This window comes from Methylorubrum sp. B1-46 (assembly GCF_021117295.1).
Lineage (GTDB): Bacteria > Pseudomonadota > Alphaproteobacteria > Rhizobiales > Beijerinckiaceae > Methylobacterium.
Window position 1 is genome coordinate 1,597,695 of record NZ_CP088247.1, and the last position, 14,499, is coordinate 1,612,193.

Sequence of the window (14,499 nt, forward strand, 5' to 3'; positions counted from 1 at the left end):
GAACGCAGGGCAAGGAGGCAATTAACACGCATGGATCAGAGCCGCCTGCAAGACACGATCACACGTCAGGAAAAAACAAGGGGCGTCAAACCCGCTCCATTACCCGCGATCGTCGCCGACTTATCGGCCGGCTTCTGGGTCTCTCAGATCTCAAAGAGCTACGAAATCCCCTACGCATGGCGGCATAATCTGGCGCGCATCTTTCCGCATGACCGCGCGTTGGACATGCGGTCAGCCTGGACGATTTGCGATGAGCTGCTCACACTTCGCAATCGGATCGCTCACCACGAGCCGATTTTTTACCTGCCGCTGGAGCAGAGACACCGCGACCTTCAGCGAGCCGTTGCAGCGATGTGCCCAGGCACGCATGCATTCGCGGAAGCATCGTGCACCTTCATGGAAACGTGGAACGCAAGACCCTGAGAGAAGCTGCCGAATCCATACTGAGCAAGCGCGGGCCGCATAAAAAGCTGAGAGGCCACAGGCCGCGCTGTTTTGGATCGAAAGGCTTGCGCCCACGCGAACGGCACGCGCTCGACGAGCGATTGCCTTCGATCAACGCTCCCTCTCCGCCTCCACCAGCAACCGCTCTGGCCCCGGCGTCACCGCGTAGAGCGGCCAGCAGGTGGTGAGCACGAGGCGGCGGCCCGGCGCGTCCGGATCGAGGCCGGACGCATCCCAGCGCACGACCCGCTTCCCGGTGACGCGGAAGCGGACGCTGACTCGATCGCGGCGCACCACTTCGACGAGATCACCGACGGCGAGCCGGCCGAGGCTGCGGAACTGGGTGTCGCGGTGGGCGGCATAGACCGCAATGCCGGGCTCGCCCGCCTCCGGCGTGCCCTCGACATGGCCGGGCCCGAAGGCCAGCGCCTGCCCGCTCGATCCGGCGAGCGCCACGTAGCGCTCGTTCAGACCCGGAAAGACGATGCGGGCGACCGGCACCGTGTCGGCCCAGGGCCAGGGGCGTTGACCCGTCCCCTCGGCGAGGCTTCGGGCGAAGGCGCGTTCCAGAAGCGCCTGCGCCAGGGCGGCCTTGGCCGGGATCCAGGCGGCCTGCGCGAGCAGGACGAGGCCCGCCGCGACGAGGAGGAGGGCCGGCCAAGGAGCTGGCCAAGGGGCTGGCAAAGTGGCTGGCGAGGTTTCGGGGCCCCGCTGGCCGGGACGCCGCGCGACGGCGTCCCGCTTCGCGATCCCACTCACGCCGCGGCCCGGCGGCGGAGGGACAGGCCCAGGCCGAGCGCCAGCAGCAGCCCGCCGAGCCAAGCGCGGATCTCGAAATCCGTGGCGGTCTGTGGCAGCGCGACCGGCTGGGCGGCGGCGAGTTGGGGAGCCGGGGCGTTCGCGCGGTGTTGGCGCGGCGGCAGGGCAAGCGGCTGCGCGTCGCCCTCGCCGAACAGGCTCGCGAAATCCCATCCGGCCGGCAGGTTGAGCGGCAGCTCGGTACTGACGAGGCGCGCGCCCTCGGGACGGCGCGGGGTGGCGTCCACCGCCACCAGCGAGGTCAGGCGGGTGGTGAGCCCGTGATCGAGGGCGAGCCGCAGGATCGCGGCATCGGCGGCATCGGGCGCGAGCCGGCCGGTCAGCCGCGCCGTCTCAGCCTCGGCGATCTTCGCCCGCGCCCAGAGCTTGCCGATGCCGGTGCCGGCCTGCGCCGCGTCGAGCGGCAGCACCGCCTGCCAGGGCTCTCCACCGATCCGCCCGGCGAGGGTGAGCGTCCCGCGCGCCTGCTCCATCCGGGCCGGCAGGGTGAGCGGCTCGCCGCGGTAGAGGTCGGGCAGGCGGGCGGGGGTGGCGTCGACGCCGGGCTCGGAGAAGGTCGCGGTCAGGTCGGTGACGGCGGGATTCTCCAGCTTCACCAGAAGCGCGCGCATCCGCTCGGTCACTTGGTCGGGCGTTCCGATCTGGGTGAAGCTGCCCTGTCCGAGTTCGGCAGCGTGGCTCATCAAGTAGCCGTTTGGGGCCGAGCCGATGCCGACCATGAACAGCCGCGAGCGCCCGCGCTCGGCCGCGATGGCGGAGAAGATCTGCGCCTCGTTGCCGATGGCGCCGTCGGTGAGGAACACGACCTGCCGCAGGCGGCCGGTCTCGCCCGGCGTCGTGTCCCGCAAAGCGGCCCGCAGCGGCGCCAGCATCTCGGTGCCGCCGCTCGCCTCCAGGCCCGCGACGAAGCGCTTGGCCCGGTCGAGATGAATCTCGTCGGCAGGCACCACATCGGGGAACAGCGTGTCGAAGCTGTCGTCGAAGCGGATCACGTTGAAGCGGTCACCCGCGCGCAGCCGGTCGAGGCCGATCAGCAGGCTTGCCTTGGCCTGGCGCATCGAGGCGCCGCCCATGGAGCCGGAATTGTCGATCACGAACACCACGTCGCGGGGCACGGAGGCGGCCAGGCTCGCCGCGTCCGGCGGTGTCACCACGGCGAGCACCGCCTCGCCCCCCGCGACGCGCTCGCGGAACAGGCCAACCGTGGGGGCCTCGCCGGGGGCGGCGGTCCAAGTCAGCTCGAAATCACGGTCGGCAGCCGTAGCGCCGTCGGCCAGCGTGATCCGGCGCTCGGCCTCCGACACCTCCTCGACGCGGATCGCGTGGGTGGCACTGCGCACCGGACCCAGCGGAAAGCCGGCCTTGAGATCGATGGTGAGCGTCAGCGGGTTGACCGGCGCGTGGCGGGCCGGATCGAGCACCGGGGCCGCGATCTTGTCGCGATCGGGGACGGGGTCGGCGGCGGAGACGCCCTCCGCGACGGATCTCACGGCCGGCGGAGCGGGGCTGTAGCGCGGGGCGGCGACGGTCGGCAGGCGCAGCGCGTAGGTGCCGGCGGAGGACCGCACCGGCTGCTGATATTCGAGCTGCACCAGCACCGTCTCGCCGGGGCCGATATTGGCGACCGCGTTGGTGAAAAGGTTGGGCCGCTGCTGCTCGGTCAATGCGGCGGCCTTGCCCTCGGCCTTGGCCGCCTCGTAGGCGCGCCGCGCCGCCTCGCGCTCGCGGATCTCGGCGACGATGACCCGGTCGCCGACCACGAGCTTCATGGTGTCGACCGCCGCATCCTCCGGCAGCGGGAACAGGTAGGTGCCCTCGACCCATTCGGCGGTGGTGTTGCGGAAGGCCTGGGTGATCGTCGCCCGCGCGGTGGGGCCGCTCACGGTGATCGCGGCGTCCGCCTTGAGGCGGGGCGCCTCGACCGGCGCACCGCCCTCGGAGCGCAGCAGGAGCGTGCCGCTGCCGTCCCCTGCGCGGGCGGGTGCGATGCCGCCGACGAGGGCGAGCAGAAGGGCGATCAGCGGTCCGAGCAGCAGGTTGCGCGTCAGGCCCGGCGCGGGGCGCGCGAGCGGAGTCGGATGGTGCGGGGACAGCGGAAGCGGGAGCATGAGAACCTCCATCGGCAGGTGCCGGCCGGGCGGCCGGTTCCTGCCAAGGCTCCTCCAGCGACGGCCGCGCCGCCACGGGACGCTTTGCCCAGCTTCGGCCCCGCCCCGCACCGGTCTTGCGACCGATGTCCGGAAAGCGGCGCAGTTCGCCGCCTCCCGTGACGCTTCGTCCGGATCGGTACGGGAACCGGGCGCGGCGTCGCGGCCCGCTGTTCGGCAGGCCCGAACCGCCTATTTCGGGCCGATGTCCCGCTTCTCCACGCCGTCCACCCGCATCGTCTGCATTCGCCACGGCGAATCGACCTTCAACGCGCATCACGAGGCCACGGGGCGCGACCCCGGCCATATCGATGCCCGCTTGTCAGAACGCGGCCACGCCCAGGTCGCGGCGGCCCGCGAGCGGCTCAGCGACATTCCCTTCGAACTCGTCGTCACCTCGCCGCTGACCCGGGCGCTCCAGACCACCGCCGGAATCTTCTCCGACCACCCGGCCCGGCCCGACGTGCTGGTCGAGGTGCTGCACCGGGAATGCCAGGAGAGCAGTTGCGACATCGGCCGGGCCGCCTCGGTGCTGGCGCGGGAGTTTCCGGCCTTCCGGGTCGATCACCTGCCCGAGACGTGGTGGTACGCGGATGGAGAGGCCGGGCCCGAGGGCTGGCACGTTGAGCCGCGAACCCTGTTCGACCGGCGAGTCTCGGGGTTCCGCGACTGGCTGCGGGCGCGACCGGAACGGACCATCGCGGTCGTCGGCCACTGCACCTTCTTCTACCACCTGACCGGGCGCTGGCTCGCCAATTGCGAGTCGCTCGACGTCGATCTCACGGACGAACCGCTCCCGCGCGCCTACGGCTGAGTCCGGGCCGCCTCCAGGCGGTCGCGGGCGCAGACGAGATCGATCGCGGGGGCCTGCCGGCCGATGCCGAGCGCCCCGTCGAGGATGTCGAGCGCGATCCGCCATGTCCCCTCCGTGAAGGGAGCGGCGCCCTCCGCTACTTCAGCGGCGCTGCGGGGATCAGTGAAGGCGCGCAGGGCCGCCGTGGCGGTGCGCGATGCGGCGGCGGCGCGGGCGCCCGCGATCCAGGCGTGGCGGCCGGCGGCCGCGTGAGCGAGCGTGCCGCCCTGCATCTCCGCTGCGCGCAGCGCGACCATGGCCGATCGCGCGTCGGAGGCTGTCTCGCAGCGGGCAGCGAGCGCCGGCAGGCCGGCCGCGTCGAGGAGCGGGGGCAGAATGCGGCGGGCGCTCTCGAGCGCGAGGAAGGCGGTGCGGGCGGCCTCGATCGCGGGCGCATCCGCTGAGCCGGAGAGCCGCAGTACGAAGGCCATCAAGCCCTGACGCTCGGCTTCCGGCATGGCATCGTTGAGTCCGAGCGCGTAGGCCGCGAGCGGACGCGAGAAGCAGGGCGGGCAATCCTCGGTGGCCGTGATCGCCCGGTAGGGCAGCCCCGCGGCGACCATCGCCGCCTCGTTGATGCAGGTGCCGCCGTCCGGTCCGGGGAAGCTGTGCGACCCCTTCAAGAGCCGCCAGTTGAGGATGGGCGCGAAGGCGTCGAGGGCGTGGTCGCTCAAGCAGGGCTCCTCCCGATCCGGGAGGGAAGCTTGCACGGCTTCACGAGACTTGGCGAGGGGGCGTTTAGCCACCCAAGCCCGTGGCCAGTCCGGAGAGCATCGCGACCCCGAGCACCAAGACGAAGGCCCCAGCCAGAAGCTCCAGTCCGCCTACCGCGACGGCCCCGGTCTGCCCGCGTCCGCCCGCGAGGCGCAGCGCCAGCGCCTTGGCGAAGACGGCGAGACTCGCCAGCGCGCCGGTCGTCAGCGCGGTGCCGAGCGCCATGGCGAAGGTCGCGGCGATGCCGGCGGCGAGCATCCCCTGCGCGGCGCAGAACACGAGGATCAGCACCGCCCCGGCGCAGGGGCGCGAGCCCGCGGCAAGGACGACGCCCGCCCGCTCGCGCCAGCCGCCGAGCCGGTCGAGGGCAGCGGCATCCGTCAGACCGGCATGGCCGCAGCCGGGGCCGCAGGCCTCGGCCGGGGTATCGGTGACGAGACCGGCGAGCCGCCCGGCCTTGCGCCACGTCACCGCGGCGCCGAGCGCCGCCACGAGGGCGAAGCTCACGGTCTCGATCAGGGTGCCGGCCCGCGTCATCCCCGAGGCGGTCGCCTTGAGGATGAAGACGCCGACCCCCACGATGGCGATGGCCACGAGAGCTTGGAGCAGGGCCGCGGCGGCGCTCAGGGCGAAGCCGCGTCGGAGCGTGCGCTCCCCGGCCACGATGTAGCCGGCGATCACAGCCTTGCCGTGGCCGGGTCCGGCGGCGTGGAACACGCCGTAGGCGAAGCCCATCACCACGAGCGGCGTCCACGGGCCGCCGGCCTTCAGGGCCGTCACGGCGGCGCGAAGATGGCTCGAAAAGTTGGACTGCACCGCGAGCAGCCAGCCGCCGAGCCCGGTCGCGGCGGGGGCCGCTTCGCGAAAGCCGATGCCGAAGGGCGAGCGCGGCGGCGGGGCGGCGACGGGCCCGAGCGCCGCGGCGATGGCGGCGAGGAAGCCAGCGGCGGCCAGCACCGCCGCGGCGGCGAGCGCCAGCCGGAGCGGCCACCGGCTGACCGCTGCCCCGCCGGGGCGCAGGGCAGCGGTCAGGGACATGCGACGATGGCCCGGTTGGCAAATTGCTCGCCGTAATTCGAGGCGGTGGTGAGCGCCTCGAACATCGCCTCCGTCATCGACTGGCCGGCGGACGCGACCGCGGGCTCGGCGTTCTTGGCCCGCGTCACCGTCATGCTGCAACCGGGGGCGGCGCCGGCGAGGCGAACCGCATCGGCCCCCTCGGCAAGGCTGAAGGCGATGAAGTAGGTCGGATCATAGACCTCGACCGCCGCGACGCCCCTGCCCTGGGCAACGGGGGTCTTGAGCGGCAGCAGGAAGCTGAGGGTGAGCTTGCCGCCCTCCATCGCCATCCGCGCCTCCTGCGGCTCCGCGAAGACCTGCTCCTTGCCCGCCACCTTGAGCTTGGTGAAGTAGGCGAACTCGGCGAGGTTGGCCGCTTGCTCCTTGGCCGAGCCCTGAAGCTCCTCGGGCGAGAGCTTGCCGTCGCCGTTGGCATCCAGCCCCTGGGTCAGGAAGGCGGTGTATTCGGGGTCGAAGGTCCAGGCGTGGCGGATTCCGGTGACGCGGCCCGCCTCGTAAGCGAGCTCGGCCTTCGCCGTGATCCAGACATGAGGGTGGGCCCAGGCCGGCGCCACGGCGGCGAGGCCGAGTGCGGCGGTGAGAGCGAGACGTCTGAGGAGGGCGGCGATCGGCATGGCGCGCGGGGTGAGGCTCGCTGCGGGTCGGACGGTGACGACGTTGCCGATGACCCTGCCCGGACGATCGGGCGAAAGCAGGGCGTGCCGGCCCGGACGATGCGCTTGCTTCCTGTCTCTGCATCGTCTTCTTCCGAAAGCTGGTGGCCACCTTTCGGGACGATGCGCACGCTCCTTGTCTTTGCATCGTCTTGTTCCGAAAGCCGGTGGCCACCTTTCGGGACGATGCACTATGGCCGCTTGAGCAGCGCCTCGACCTCGGCCTTCTCCGCGGCGGATAGGTCGTCGGCCTTCGGCGTGCGGCGGCGCGACAGGCGCCAGATGCCGAAGGCGCCCAGGCCCACCGCGAGCAACGGGCTCAGCCAGAGCAGTAGCGTGTGCCAGCCGAAGACCGGGCGCAGCAGCACGAACTCGCCGTAGCGGGCCACGACGTAATCGACGACCTGGCCGTTGCTGTCGCCCTCCTTCAGCCGCTCGCGCACCAGCACGCGCAAATCCTTGGCGAGCGGCGCGTCGGAATCGTCGATCGACTGGTTCTGGCAGACGAGGCAGCGCAGACCTTCCGAGATCTGCCGCGCCCGCGCCTCCATGGCAGGGTCCTTCAGCACCTCGTCCGGCTGCACAGCGAGCGCCGGGAGAGCGAAGAGGCTCAGTGTGAGCGCGAAGAGTGGAGAGCGCAGCCGGGTCATTCGGCGGGCACCGCTGAGGGCGGCAGCTTGGCGCGCGCCTTGACCGGGGCGCCGACGCGCATGCGCCGGTCGGTGAGCGAGAGGCCGCCGCCCGCCGCCATGATGAGCGAACCGATCCAGATCAGCAGCACCAGCGGCTTGTAGTAGAGCCGCATGCCGATCGAGCCATCGGGCATCACCTCGCCGAGGCTGGCGTAGATCTGGCTGAAACCGACCGTCTTCAGGCCGGATTCGGTCACCGTCATCCGGCGAGAGGGGTAGAAGCGCTTTCCGGTCTCGGTCGTGCCGACATAGTCGCCCGCGCGGTTGCGCAGCGTCAGGAAGGCGGTGGTCTCCTCGTAGTTCGCGCCCTTGGTCGGGCCGACCCGGTCGAGGGTGGCGACGTAGGGGCCGGAGGCAACCTGTCCGCCCGGACGGATCGTGGCCAGCCCCTCCGTCGCCCAACCCTGCCCGGCGATGCCGAGCACGACGACGCCGACGCCGGCATGCGCCAGCGCCGTGCCCCAGGCCGAACGCGGCAGGCCGATCGCCCGGCGCCAGGTCGTGCCGAGGTCGTGCGTGCGGTTCTGGCCGTAGCCGCGGGCGCGCGCCCAGATCTCCAGCGCGGAGCCGATGATGAGATAGGCGCCGAAGCCGAGGCCGACCGGTGCCATGACGGGACCACCCCAGGTCCAGGCGGCGGCGGCGAGCCCGACGACGAGCGCCACCGCGAAGGCCGCGAGCAGGCGCTGCGCGGCCGCGGCGGCATCGCCCCGCTTCCAGGCCAGCGCCTGCCCGAACGGCACGATCACGAGGAGCGGCAGCGCGAGCGGGATGAAGGTCCAGTTGAAGAAGGGCGGGCCGACCGAGATCTTCTCACCCGTCAGCATCTCGAGAAGCAGCGGGTAGAGCGTGCCGACGAACACCGTGGCGCAGGCGGCCACCAGGAACAGGTTGTTCATCACCAGGGCCCCCTCGCGGGAGATCGGCGCGAACAGGCCGCCCTGGCGCAAGCTCGGGGCGCGCCACGCGAACAGGCTCAGCGCGCCGCCGATGAACAGGGCGAGGATGCCGAGGATGAACACGCCGCGGCTCGGATCCGAAGCGAAGCTGTGCACCGAGGTGAGCAGCCCCGAGCGGACGATGAAGGTGCCGACCAGCGAGAGCGAGAAGGTGAGGATGGCCAGCAGGACCGTCCAGACCTTGAGCGCGTCGCGCTTCTCCATGACGACGATGGAGTGCAGGAGCGCGGTGCCGGCGATCCAGGGCATCAGCGAGGCGTTCTCGACCGGGTCCCAGAACCACCAGCCGCCCCAGCCGAGCTCGTAATAGGCCCAGTAGGAGCCCATGGCGATGCCGAGCGTCAGGAAGCTCCAGGCGATCAGGGCCCAGGGCCGCACCGCCCGCGCCCAGACCGCGTCGATGCGCCCCTCGATCAGGGCCGCAACGGCGAAGGCGAAGGTGACCGAGAAGCCGACATAGCCGAGGTAGAGCAGCGGCGGATGGATCGCGAGGCCGAGATCCTGCAGCAGCGGATTGAGGTCGTTGCCCTCCAGCGGCGCGGGGGCCACGCGGGCAAACGGGTTCGAGGTCATGATGATGAACAGCACGAACACGAAAGTGACGCTCGCCTGCACCATCAGCGTGTTGGTGCGCAGCACCGGCGGCACCGAATTCTTGGCGATGGCGACCCAGGCGCCGAACAGGGCGAGGATCAGCACCCAGAGGAGCATCGAGCCCTCATGATTCCCCCAGACGCCGGAGATCTTGTAGATCAAGGGCTTGGCGGTGTGCGAGTTCTCGACGACGTTCTGGACTGAGAAGTCCGAGGTCACGTGCGCGTAGGTGAGCGCGCAGAAGGCGAACAGGATGCAGGCGAAGGTGCCGAGCGCGGCAGGCCCCGCCACCTCGCGCAACGCGGCATCGCCCGAGCGGGCGGCCCAGGCCGGCATCACCGCCTGCACCAGGGAGAGCGCCAGCGCGAGCGCCAGGGCGTAATGGCCGATCTCGACGATCACCGGCGGCTCCCTCGCGCGGATTCGGTCCGGATGGTCATGAAATTCCTCACCGAAGCTCTCACCGCTCGCTGCGCTGGCCGAGGGCGGCATCGGCCGAGGCCGGTTTCGCCGCATCCTTGGGGGCTTCCTTGCCCCCGCCTTCCTGCCAGCGTCCCTGCGCCTTGAGGGCGTCGGCGACCTCGCGGGGCATGTAGTTCTCGTCGTGCTTGGCCAGCACCGTGTCGGCCCGGAACACGCCGCCGGCGTCGAGCGTGCCCTCGGCGACGATGCCCTGGCCCTCACGGAACAGGTCGGGCAGCAGGCCGCGATACTGCACCGGAACCGTGGCGTTGGTGTCGGTCACGGAAAACTCGACGTTCTGGTCGGGCCCGCGCTTGACCGATCCCTCTGTCACGAGACCGCCGAGGCGGAAGCGGGTGCCCGGCGCGACGCCCTGCGCCGCCACCTCGGCGGGCGAGCGGAAGAACACGATCGAGCCGCTCATGGCCGACAGGATCAGCCCGAGCGCCAGCGCCAGCACGGCGCCGCAGGCGGCGATGAGGATCAGGCGGCGGCTCTTGCGGGTCACGACGGTTCCGTCCCGGTTCGTCGGCTTCTTCTCGACCCTTCAGGCTGACGCATGTCTGAAGGCGGTCCGACGTCTGCGATTGATCAAGACCGGTTTCGGCCCGACCGCCCGCCGGGTCAAGGTTGGGCGGGCGGGACCGATTGTCAGGGGATACGGCGGGCTACGGCTGGGCCGGGTTCAGGCCGAGCTCTTTGCCGAGCGCGTCGAGGCGCTCCACCGCGGTCGGGTTGGCGGCAAGCGCCATCTTGGCCCGGTCGAGCGCCTGGGCCGCGGCGGCGCGGTCACCGAGGACGCCGTAGGAGCGCACGAGCCGCATCCACTCGTCCGCCGAGCCACCCTTGGCCGCGAGCCGCCGGTCGAGACTTGCGACCATGCCGCGGATCGCCGCCTCGCGCTCGGCCGGCGGTATCGCCTTGATCGCGGCGGCCGCGGCGTCGGGCTCGGCGGGCTTCTCACCGGACCTGTCGCCAATCTTTTCTCCAGCCTCCGGCTTCGGCGGCGCGCCGGCTCCGGGCAGGCCGAGTTCGTGGGCCTGCGTGTCGAGGCGGGCCAGCGCCTCGGGATCGTCGCGAAAGGCCTTGCGCGCCCGCTCCAGGGCGTCGAGCGCCTTGTCGCGCTCGCCGAGCACCGCGTGGGAGCGCACGAGGCGCAGCCACTCGTCCGCCGAACCGCCCTGCTTGGCCAGGCGCCGCTCCAGCCCCTCGACCATGCCGCGGATCGCGTCGATCCGCTCGGAAGGCGGCAGGGCCTGGATGTTGCTGCCGGGCCCGGCCACCGGAGCCTCGGACATCGGACCGTCCTTGGCCCCCTCCCCGCTCCCGTCGGCCTTCGGCGCGGCGGTGGTCTCGCCCTTCAGCCGGGCAAGGTTGTCCCGCACCGTCGGCAGCCAGGGCGCATCTGCGGGGGCGGAGGCCGCCATCGCCTCGAGCCGCCGCACGGCCCCGGCCACGTCGCCGGACTGCTCGTCGCCGCGGGCGAGATAGAATTGGGGCTTGGCCGCCTTGGGATCGGCGGCGAGCGCCCGGCCCAGCACCTTGCGCGCCTCCGGTGAGACCGTGCCGTCGGCCGCCGCGACCAGGGCCTCGCCCCAATCGGACAGAGCCTGCGCATCCTCGCCCTTGAGGCGGGCGAGCGCCGCGTAGGCGCGGGCCGCGTCGTCGAAGCGCCCGAGCCGCATGTAGACCGGTCCGAGCACGCTCCAGCCGCGGGCATCGTCCGGGTGGTTGGCGAGCCGCGCCTCGATCTGGCCGATGGCGGTCATCAGATCCTGCGCGCCGGCCCGCGTCGCCTTGCGGTCGGCGTCGGTCTGCGAGGGGAGGTTCGGCGAGCCGTAGAGGCCGTAGACGACGAGCGCGACGAGGGGGATCGTTGAGAGCGCGAAGGCGGAGGCTGCCCGGCGCTGGCGCAGATGCGGCTCGGCGATCGGCGCGGCGCCCGACGCCTCGGCCCGCTCCTCGCGGCTCGCGCGCAGCAGCCGGCGCGCGGCCTCGGCGCGCGCCGCCTCGGCCTCGGCCGGAGCGATGAGGCCGCGGCCGAGATCGCGCTCGATCTCGGCAAGTTGATCCTCGTAGAAGCCGGTTTCGGTGGCGAGGCCGTCGCTGCCTTCCGCCTCGGGCGCGGCACCGTGCCGGCGGCGGCGCGACATCGGCCAGAGCAGCGCGAACACGGCTGCGCCGGTCATGGCCGCCAGGATGAACCAGATCGCCGTCATCAGACCCAAAAATTTAAGCTCGGCCCCGTGTAGAGCCCGAGCGGGGCCCGCACGACATCGATTCCGGGTGACACGTCGTCACGCGGGGGCGAAGCAGGGCCATAACACAGGCGGGATGCGGCGTAACCTTCGCCGGTCCGCCGCCACTCAACGTTGCCCCGCCCCGGCGGGCGCGTCGCCCGGCACCTCGATCACGGCGCGCAGCCCCCCCAACGCCGCTGCCTCAAGCCGGAAGCGGCCGCGATAGAGTGCGGCGAGATCGGCGACGATGGACAGGCCGAGGCCGGAGCCGGGCTTGGTCTCGTCGAGACGCCGGCCGCGTTTGAGCACCGCGGCGCGGTCCTCCTCCGGCAGACCGGGTCCGTCATCCTCCACCGCCACCAGCAGGTGGGGATAATCGTGCTCGCCCGTCGGCGCGGCGGAGATCGAGACCCGGCCGGTCGCCCATTTCGAGGCGTTGTCGACGAGATTGCCGATCATCTCCTCGAAATCCTGCTTCTCACCGCGGAAGCGCAGGCCCGGCGGCACGTGGACCTCGTAGGCGATGTCCTTGTCGCGGTAGATCTTTCCGAAGGTCCGGACCAAGCCGGCCAGCGCCGGCTCGACCTCGGTGGAGGTGCCGAGCGTGCCGGCCAGCGCCGCGGCGCGGGCGCGATCGAGGTGATAGTTCACCTGATCGCGCATCACCGCCGCCTGCTCGCGGATCTTCTCGGACAACTCGGGCGGGGCGTCGCTGCCGCCGGCCTCGTTGACGATGATCGAGAGCGGGGTCTTCAGGGCGTGGGCGAGGTTGCCGACCTGGGTGCGGGCGCGTTCCAGGATCTCGCGGTTGGTCTCGATCAAGAGGTTGATCTCGCCCGCCAGCGGGGCGATGTCGCGGGGATACTCGCCGTCGATCCGGTCGGCCTCGCCGCGGCGAATCGAGCCGAGCGCGGTACGCAGCTTGCGCAAGGGGGCGAGGCCGAAGCGGATCTGCAGCAGCGCGGTGGCCGCGAGCGAGAAGCCGAGCAGGCCGAAGGTCATGAACAGCGAGAAGCGGAAGCGCTCGACGTCGTTGACGATCTCGTCGGCGGGGCCCGCCACCCGCACCGTGTAGCGGCCGTCGGCCCCGACATCGACGTCGCGCTCGACGATGCGCAGCGTCCGGTCGTCCTGGCCGCGGCCGTAGCCCTGGCGGATCTGGCCGATGGTGGCGGTACCGGCCTGATCGGGCCCTTTCAGCGGCACGCCGACGAGCGAGCGCGAGGTGCGCAGATCCCGCGGCTTGGCGTCGGCGCGTCCGACCTGCCAGTACCAGCCCGACAAGGGCAGATCGAAGCGCGGGTCGCCGAGCGAGAAGGAGCGGGTCTCGGGCTCGCTCGGGGAGACGAGATCGGTGGCGAGGTTGTTGGCGAAGACGAGCAGGCGGCTGTCGAAGGCGCGCTCGGTGTTCTCGCGGTAGAGCGTGGTGAGGATGAAGGCCGCGATGACGAGGATCGCGGTGCTCGACAGGAACGAGGAGACCGCGAGCCGCACCGCGATGGAGCGGCGGCGCAAGGGGAGCCAGGCGAGGCGGTCGGTCATCGGCGAGGTTTCGTCTGGAGATGGGCGTTTGCCTCTGCCAAGGCGCTTAGCGCTGAGTTCGCCAGCTTTGCAGTCCTCACCCCCGCGCGGGCGGCTGGTTCGGATCGATCAGGTAGCCCAGGCCCCGCACCGTCTGGATCAGATCGACGGCGAGCTTCTTGCGAAGCCGCCCGACGAACACCTCGATGGTGTTGGAATCGCGGTCGAAATCCTGGTCGTAGAGGTGCTCGGTCAGCTCGGCGCGGGAGACGACGCGGCCGGTATGGTGCATCAGGTAGGAGAGCAAGCGGTACTCGTGGCTCGTCAGCTTGATCGGGGCGCCGTCGACGAAGACGCGACCCGAGCGGGTGTCGAGGGTGACGGGCCCGCACGAGATCTGACTGCTGGCGTGACCGGCCGCGCGCCGAAGAATCGCGCGCACGCGGGCCATCAGCTCCTCCATGTGGAAGGGCTTGGTGACGTAATCGTCGGCGCCCGCATCGAAGCCGTCGACCTTGTCGGACCAGCGGTCACGGGCGGTGAGAATGATGACGGGAGTCTTCACCCCGGCCCGGCGCCAGTTCTGAAGCACGGTGACGCCGTCGGCCTTAGGCAGGCCCATGTCGAGGATGATGGCGTCGTAGGGCTCGTTCTCGCCGAGATAGCCGCCCTCCTCGCCGTCGAACGCCTTGTCGGCGACGTAGCCGGCCTCCTCCAGCGCGGCGACGACCTGTCGGTTGATGTCACGGTCATCCTCGACCACGAGCAGACGCACGGTCGCTACTCCTTATCCGGGGCGGCGAAGGGCGCCCTGACCGACCACCTTACCATTGCCCGCTCACTTGCCCCGACTGGGCATCGACCATGACGTGCATGAATTGCCCGTCCCGGCGCAAGGCCGTCAGCAGGTAGACGAGCCCCGCCTCGTGCCGGCACAGGCTCGCCCGCTGGATCTCGGCACGGGGGATGATCTGGCGCGCCGCGCGGATCGCGGCGATGGGCGGCACGACGCGCTTCTCCGCCACCGCCTCGCGCAGATCGGCGGGCGAAAGGCAATCATCGCCGCGGTTCAGGGGCTCCTGACGCACCGGCGCGGGCGCAAGCGCCCCGGTCTCCTCGGCGAGCGGGCCGACCGCCCCCGCCGCGAGAACCGCGGCGGTCGAGACGACGATCAACAGGGCGAGAGCTTGGCGCATCGGGAGTGACTGTTGCGCCAGTGCACTGAATGCGCCCTGAATGTTCGCGAGCGCAGACGCTCTCGGTGATGCGCTCGGCGCGAATTCTGTCTTACGGTCGAGGGGCATGTCCGGGTCGGCGATGT

Annotated in this window: 14 protein-coding genes; 2 read left to right on the forward strand and 12 right to left on the reverse strand. The window is 71.4% G+C overall.

Annotation, left to right across the window (positions count from 1 at the left end):
- Positions 1 to 30: 30 nt before the first annotated feature.
- Entirely contained in the window at positions 31 to 423 is a 393-nt protein-coding gene (locus LPC10_RS07475; RefSeq protein ID WP_370644673.1) for a hypothetical protein, read from the forward strand.
- Between the two features lie 132 nt (positions 424 to 555).
- Here the strand turns inward: LPC10_RS07475 and LPC10_RS07480 are convergent, their stop codons facing one another.
- Positions 556 to 1,203 (reverse strand): class GN sortase, encoded by a 648-nt coding sequence (locus LPC10_RS07480; RefSeq protein ID WP_231346125.1) that lies wholly within the window; start codon positions 1,201 to 1,203, stop codon positions 556 to 558.
- On the reverse strand, positions 1,200 to 3,371 hold the full coding sequence (locus tag LPC10_RS07485; protein WP_231346126.1) for a marine proteobacterial sortase target protein: 2,172 nt from the start codon (positions 3,369 to 3,371) through the stop codon (positions 1,200 to 1,202). The genes LPC10_RS07480 and LPC10_RS07485 overlap by 4 nt, the downstream gene beginning before the upstream one ends.
- 244 nt (positions 3,372 to 3,615) lie before the next feature.
- Between LPC10_RS07485 and LPC10_RS07490 the strand changes: the two genes are divergently transcribed.
- Complete coding sequence (locus LPC10_RS07490; RefSeq protein WP_231346127.1) at positions 3,616 to 4,224, forward strand: histidine phosphatase family protein; 609 nt, start codon at positions 3,616 to 3,618, stop codon at positions 4,222 to 4,224.
- Here LPC10_RS07490 and LPC10_RS07495 read toward each other — a convergent pair.
- The 10 genes from LPC10_RS07495 to LPC10_RS07540 all read right to left on the reverse strand — a co-directional run bounded on the left by LPC10_RS07495 (position 4,215) and on the right by LPC10_RS07540 (position 14,374).
- Entirely contained in the window at positions 4,215 to 4,937 is a 723-nt protein-coding gene (locus LPC10_RS07495; RefSeq protein WP_231346128.1) for a hypothetical protein, read from the reverse strand. The genes LPC10_RS07490 and LPC10_RS07495 overlap by 10 nt on opposite strands.
- A gap of 64 nt (positions 4,938 to 5,001) precedes the next feature.
- Positions 5,002 to 6,015, reverse strand: a complete 1,014-nt coding sequence (locus LPC10_RS07500) for a nickel/cobalt transporter (RefSeq protein ID WP_231346129.1) — start codon at positions 6,013 to 6,015, stop codon at positions 5,002 to 5,004.
- The gene (locus LPC10_RS07505; RefSeq protein ID WP_231346130.1) at positions 6,006 to 6,671 is read right to left on the reverse strand and encodes a DUF1007 family protein; all 666 of its coding nucleotides are present in this window, start codon (positions 6,669 to 6,671) and stop codon (positions 6,006 to 6,008) included. The genes LPC10_RS07500 and LPC10_RS07505 overlap by 10 nt, the downstream gene beginning before the upstream one ends.
- A 230-nt stretch (positions 6,672 to 6,901) precedes the next feature.
- Complete coding sequence (locus LPC10_RS07510) at positions 6,902 to 7,360, reverse strand: cytochrome c-type biogenesis protein (protein ID WP_108939403.1); 459 nt, start codon at positions 7,358 to 7,360, stop codon at positions 6,902 to 6,904.
- Positions 7,357 to 9,357, reverse strand: a complete 2,001-nt coding sequence (locus tag LPC10_RS07515; protein ID WP_231346131.1) for a heme lyase CcmF/NrfE family subunit — start codon at positions 9,355 to 9,357, stop codon at positions 7,357 to 7,359. Before LPC10_RS07515 ends, LPC10_RS07510 begins: the two co-directional genes overlap by 4 nt.
- Before the next feature lie 58 nt (positions 9,358 to 9,415).
- Entirely contained in the window at positions 9,416 to 9,925 is a 510-nt protein-coding gene (ccmE, locus tag LPC10_RS07520; protein ID WP_231346132.1) for a cytochrome c maturation protein CcmE, read from the reverse strand.
- Positions 9,926 to 10,085: 160 nt separating this feature from the next.
- On the reverse strand, positions 10,086 to 11,636 hold the full coding sequence (ccmI, locus tag LPC10_RS07525; protein ID WP_231346987.1) for a c-type cytochrome biogenesis protein CcmI: 1,551 nt from the start codon (positions 11,634 to 11,636) through the stop codon (positions 10,086 to 10,088).
- 147 nt (positions 11,637 to 11,783) lie between these two features.
- Positions 11,784 to 13,199: an ATP-binding protein gene (locus LPC10_RS07530; RefSeq protein WP_133087882.1), complete on the reverse strand. Its 1,416-nt coding sequence runs from the start codon at positions 13,197 to 13,199 to the stop codon at positions 11,784 to 11,786.
- A gap of 76 nt (positions 13,200 to 13,275) precedes the next feature.
- Entirely contained in the window at positions 13,276 to 13,953 is a 678-nt protein-coding gene (locus LPC10_RS07535; RefSeq protein WP_231346133.1) for a response regulator transcription factor, read from the reverse strand.
- A gap of 49 nt (positions 13,954 to 14,002) precedes the next feature.
- Positions 14,003 to 14,374, reverse strand: coding sequence for a PepSY domain-containing protein (locus tag LPC10_RS07540; RefSeq protein WP_231346134.1), 372 nt, complete (start codon positions 14,372 to 14,374; stop codon positions 14,003 to 14,005).
- Positions 14,375 to 14,499: the final 125 nt, after the last annotated feature.

Bases quoted from the DNA above. Each gene is read 5' to 3' on its own strand.
- LPC10_RS07510 (WP_108939403.1), bottom strand. From the start codon at position 7,360: ATGACCCGGCTGCGCTCTCCACTCTTCGCGCTCACACTGAGCCTCTTC.
- LPC10_RS07530 (WP_133087882.1), bottom strand. From the start codon at position 13,199: ATGACCGACCGCCTCGCCTGGCTCCCCTTGCGCCGCCGCTCCATCGCG.
- ccmI (WP_231346987.1), bottom strand. From the start codon at position 11,636: ATGACGGCGATCTGGTTCATCCTGGCGGCCATGACCGGCGCAGCCGTG.
- LPC10_RS07500 (WP_231346129.1), bottom strand. From the start codon at position 6,015: ATGTCCCTGACCGCTGCCCTGCGCCCCGGCGGGGCAGCGGTCAGCCGG.
- LPC10_RS07490 (WP_231346127.1), top strand. From the start codon at position 3,616: ATGTCCCGCTTCTCCACGCCGTCCACCCGCATCGTCTGCATTCGCCAC.
- LPC10_RS07485 (WP_231346126.1), bottom strand. From the start codon at position 3,371: ATGCTCCCGCTTCCGCTGTCCCCGCACCATCCGACTCCGCTCGCGCGC.
- LPC10_RS07540 (WP_231346134.1), bottom strand. From the start codon at position 14,374: ATGCGCCAAGCTCTCGCCCTGTTGATCGTCGTCTCGACCGCCGCGGTT.
- LPC10_RS07475 (WP_370644673.1), top strand. From the start codon at position 31: ATGGATCAGAGCCGCCTGCAAGACACGATCACACGTCAGGAAAAAACA.
- LPC10_RS07505 (WP_231346130.1), bottom strand. From the start codon at position 6,671: ATGCCGATCGCCGCCCTCCTCAGACGTCTCGCTCTCACCGCCGCACTC.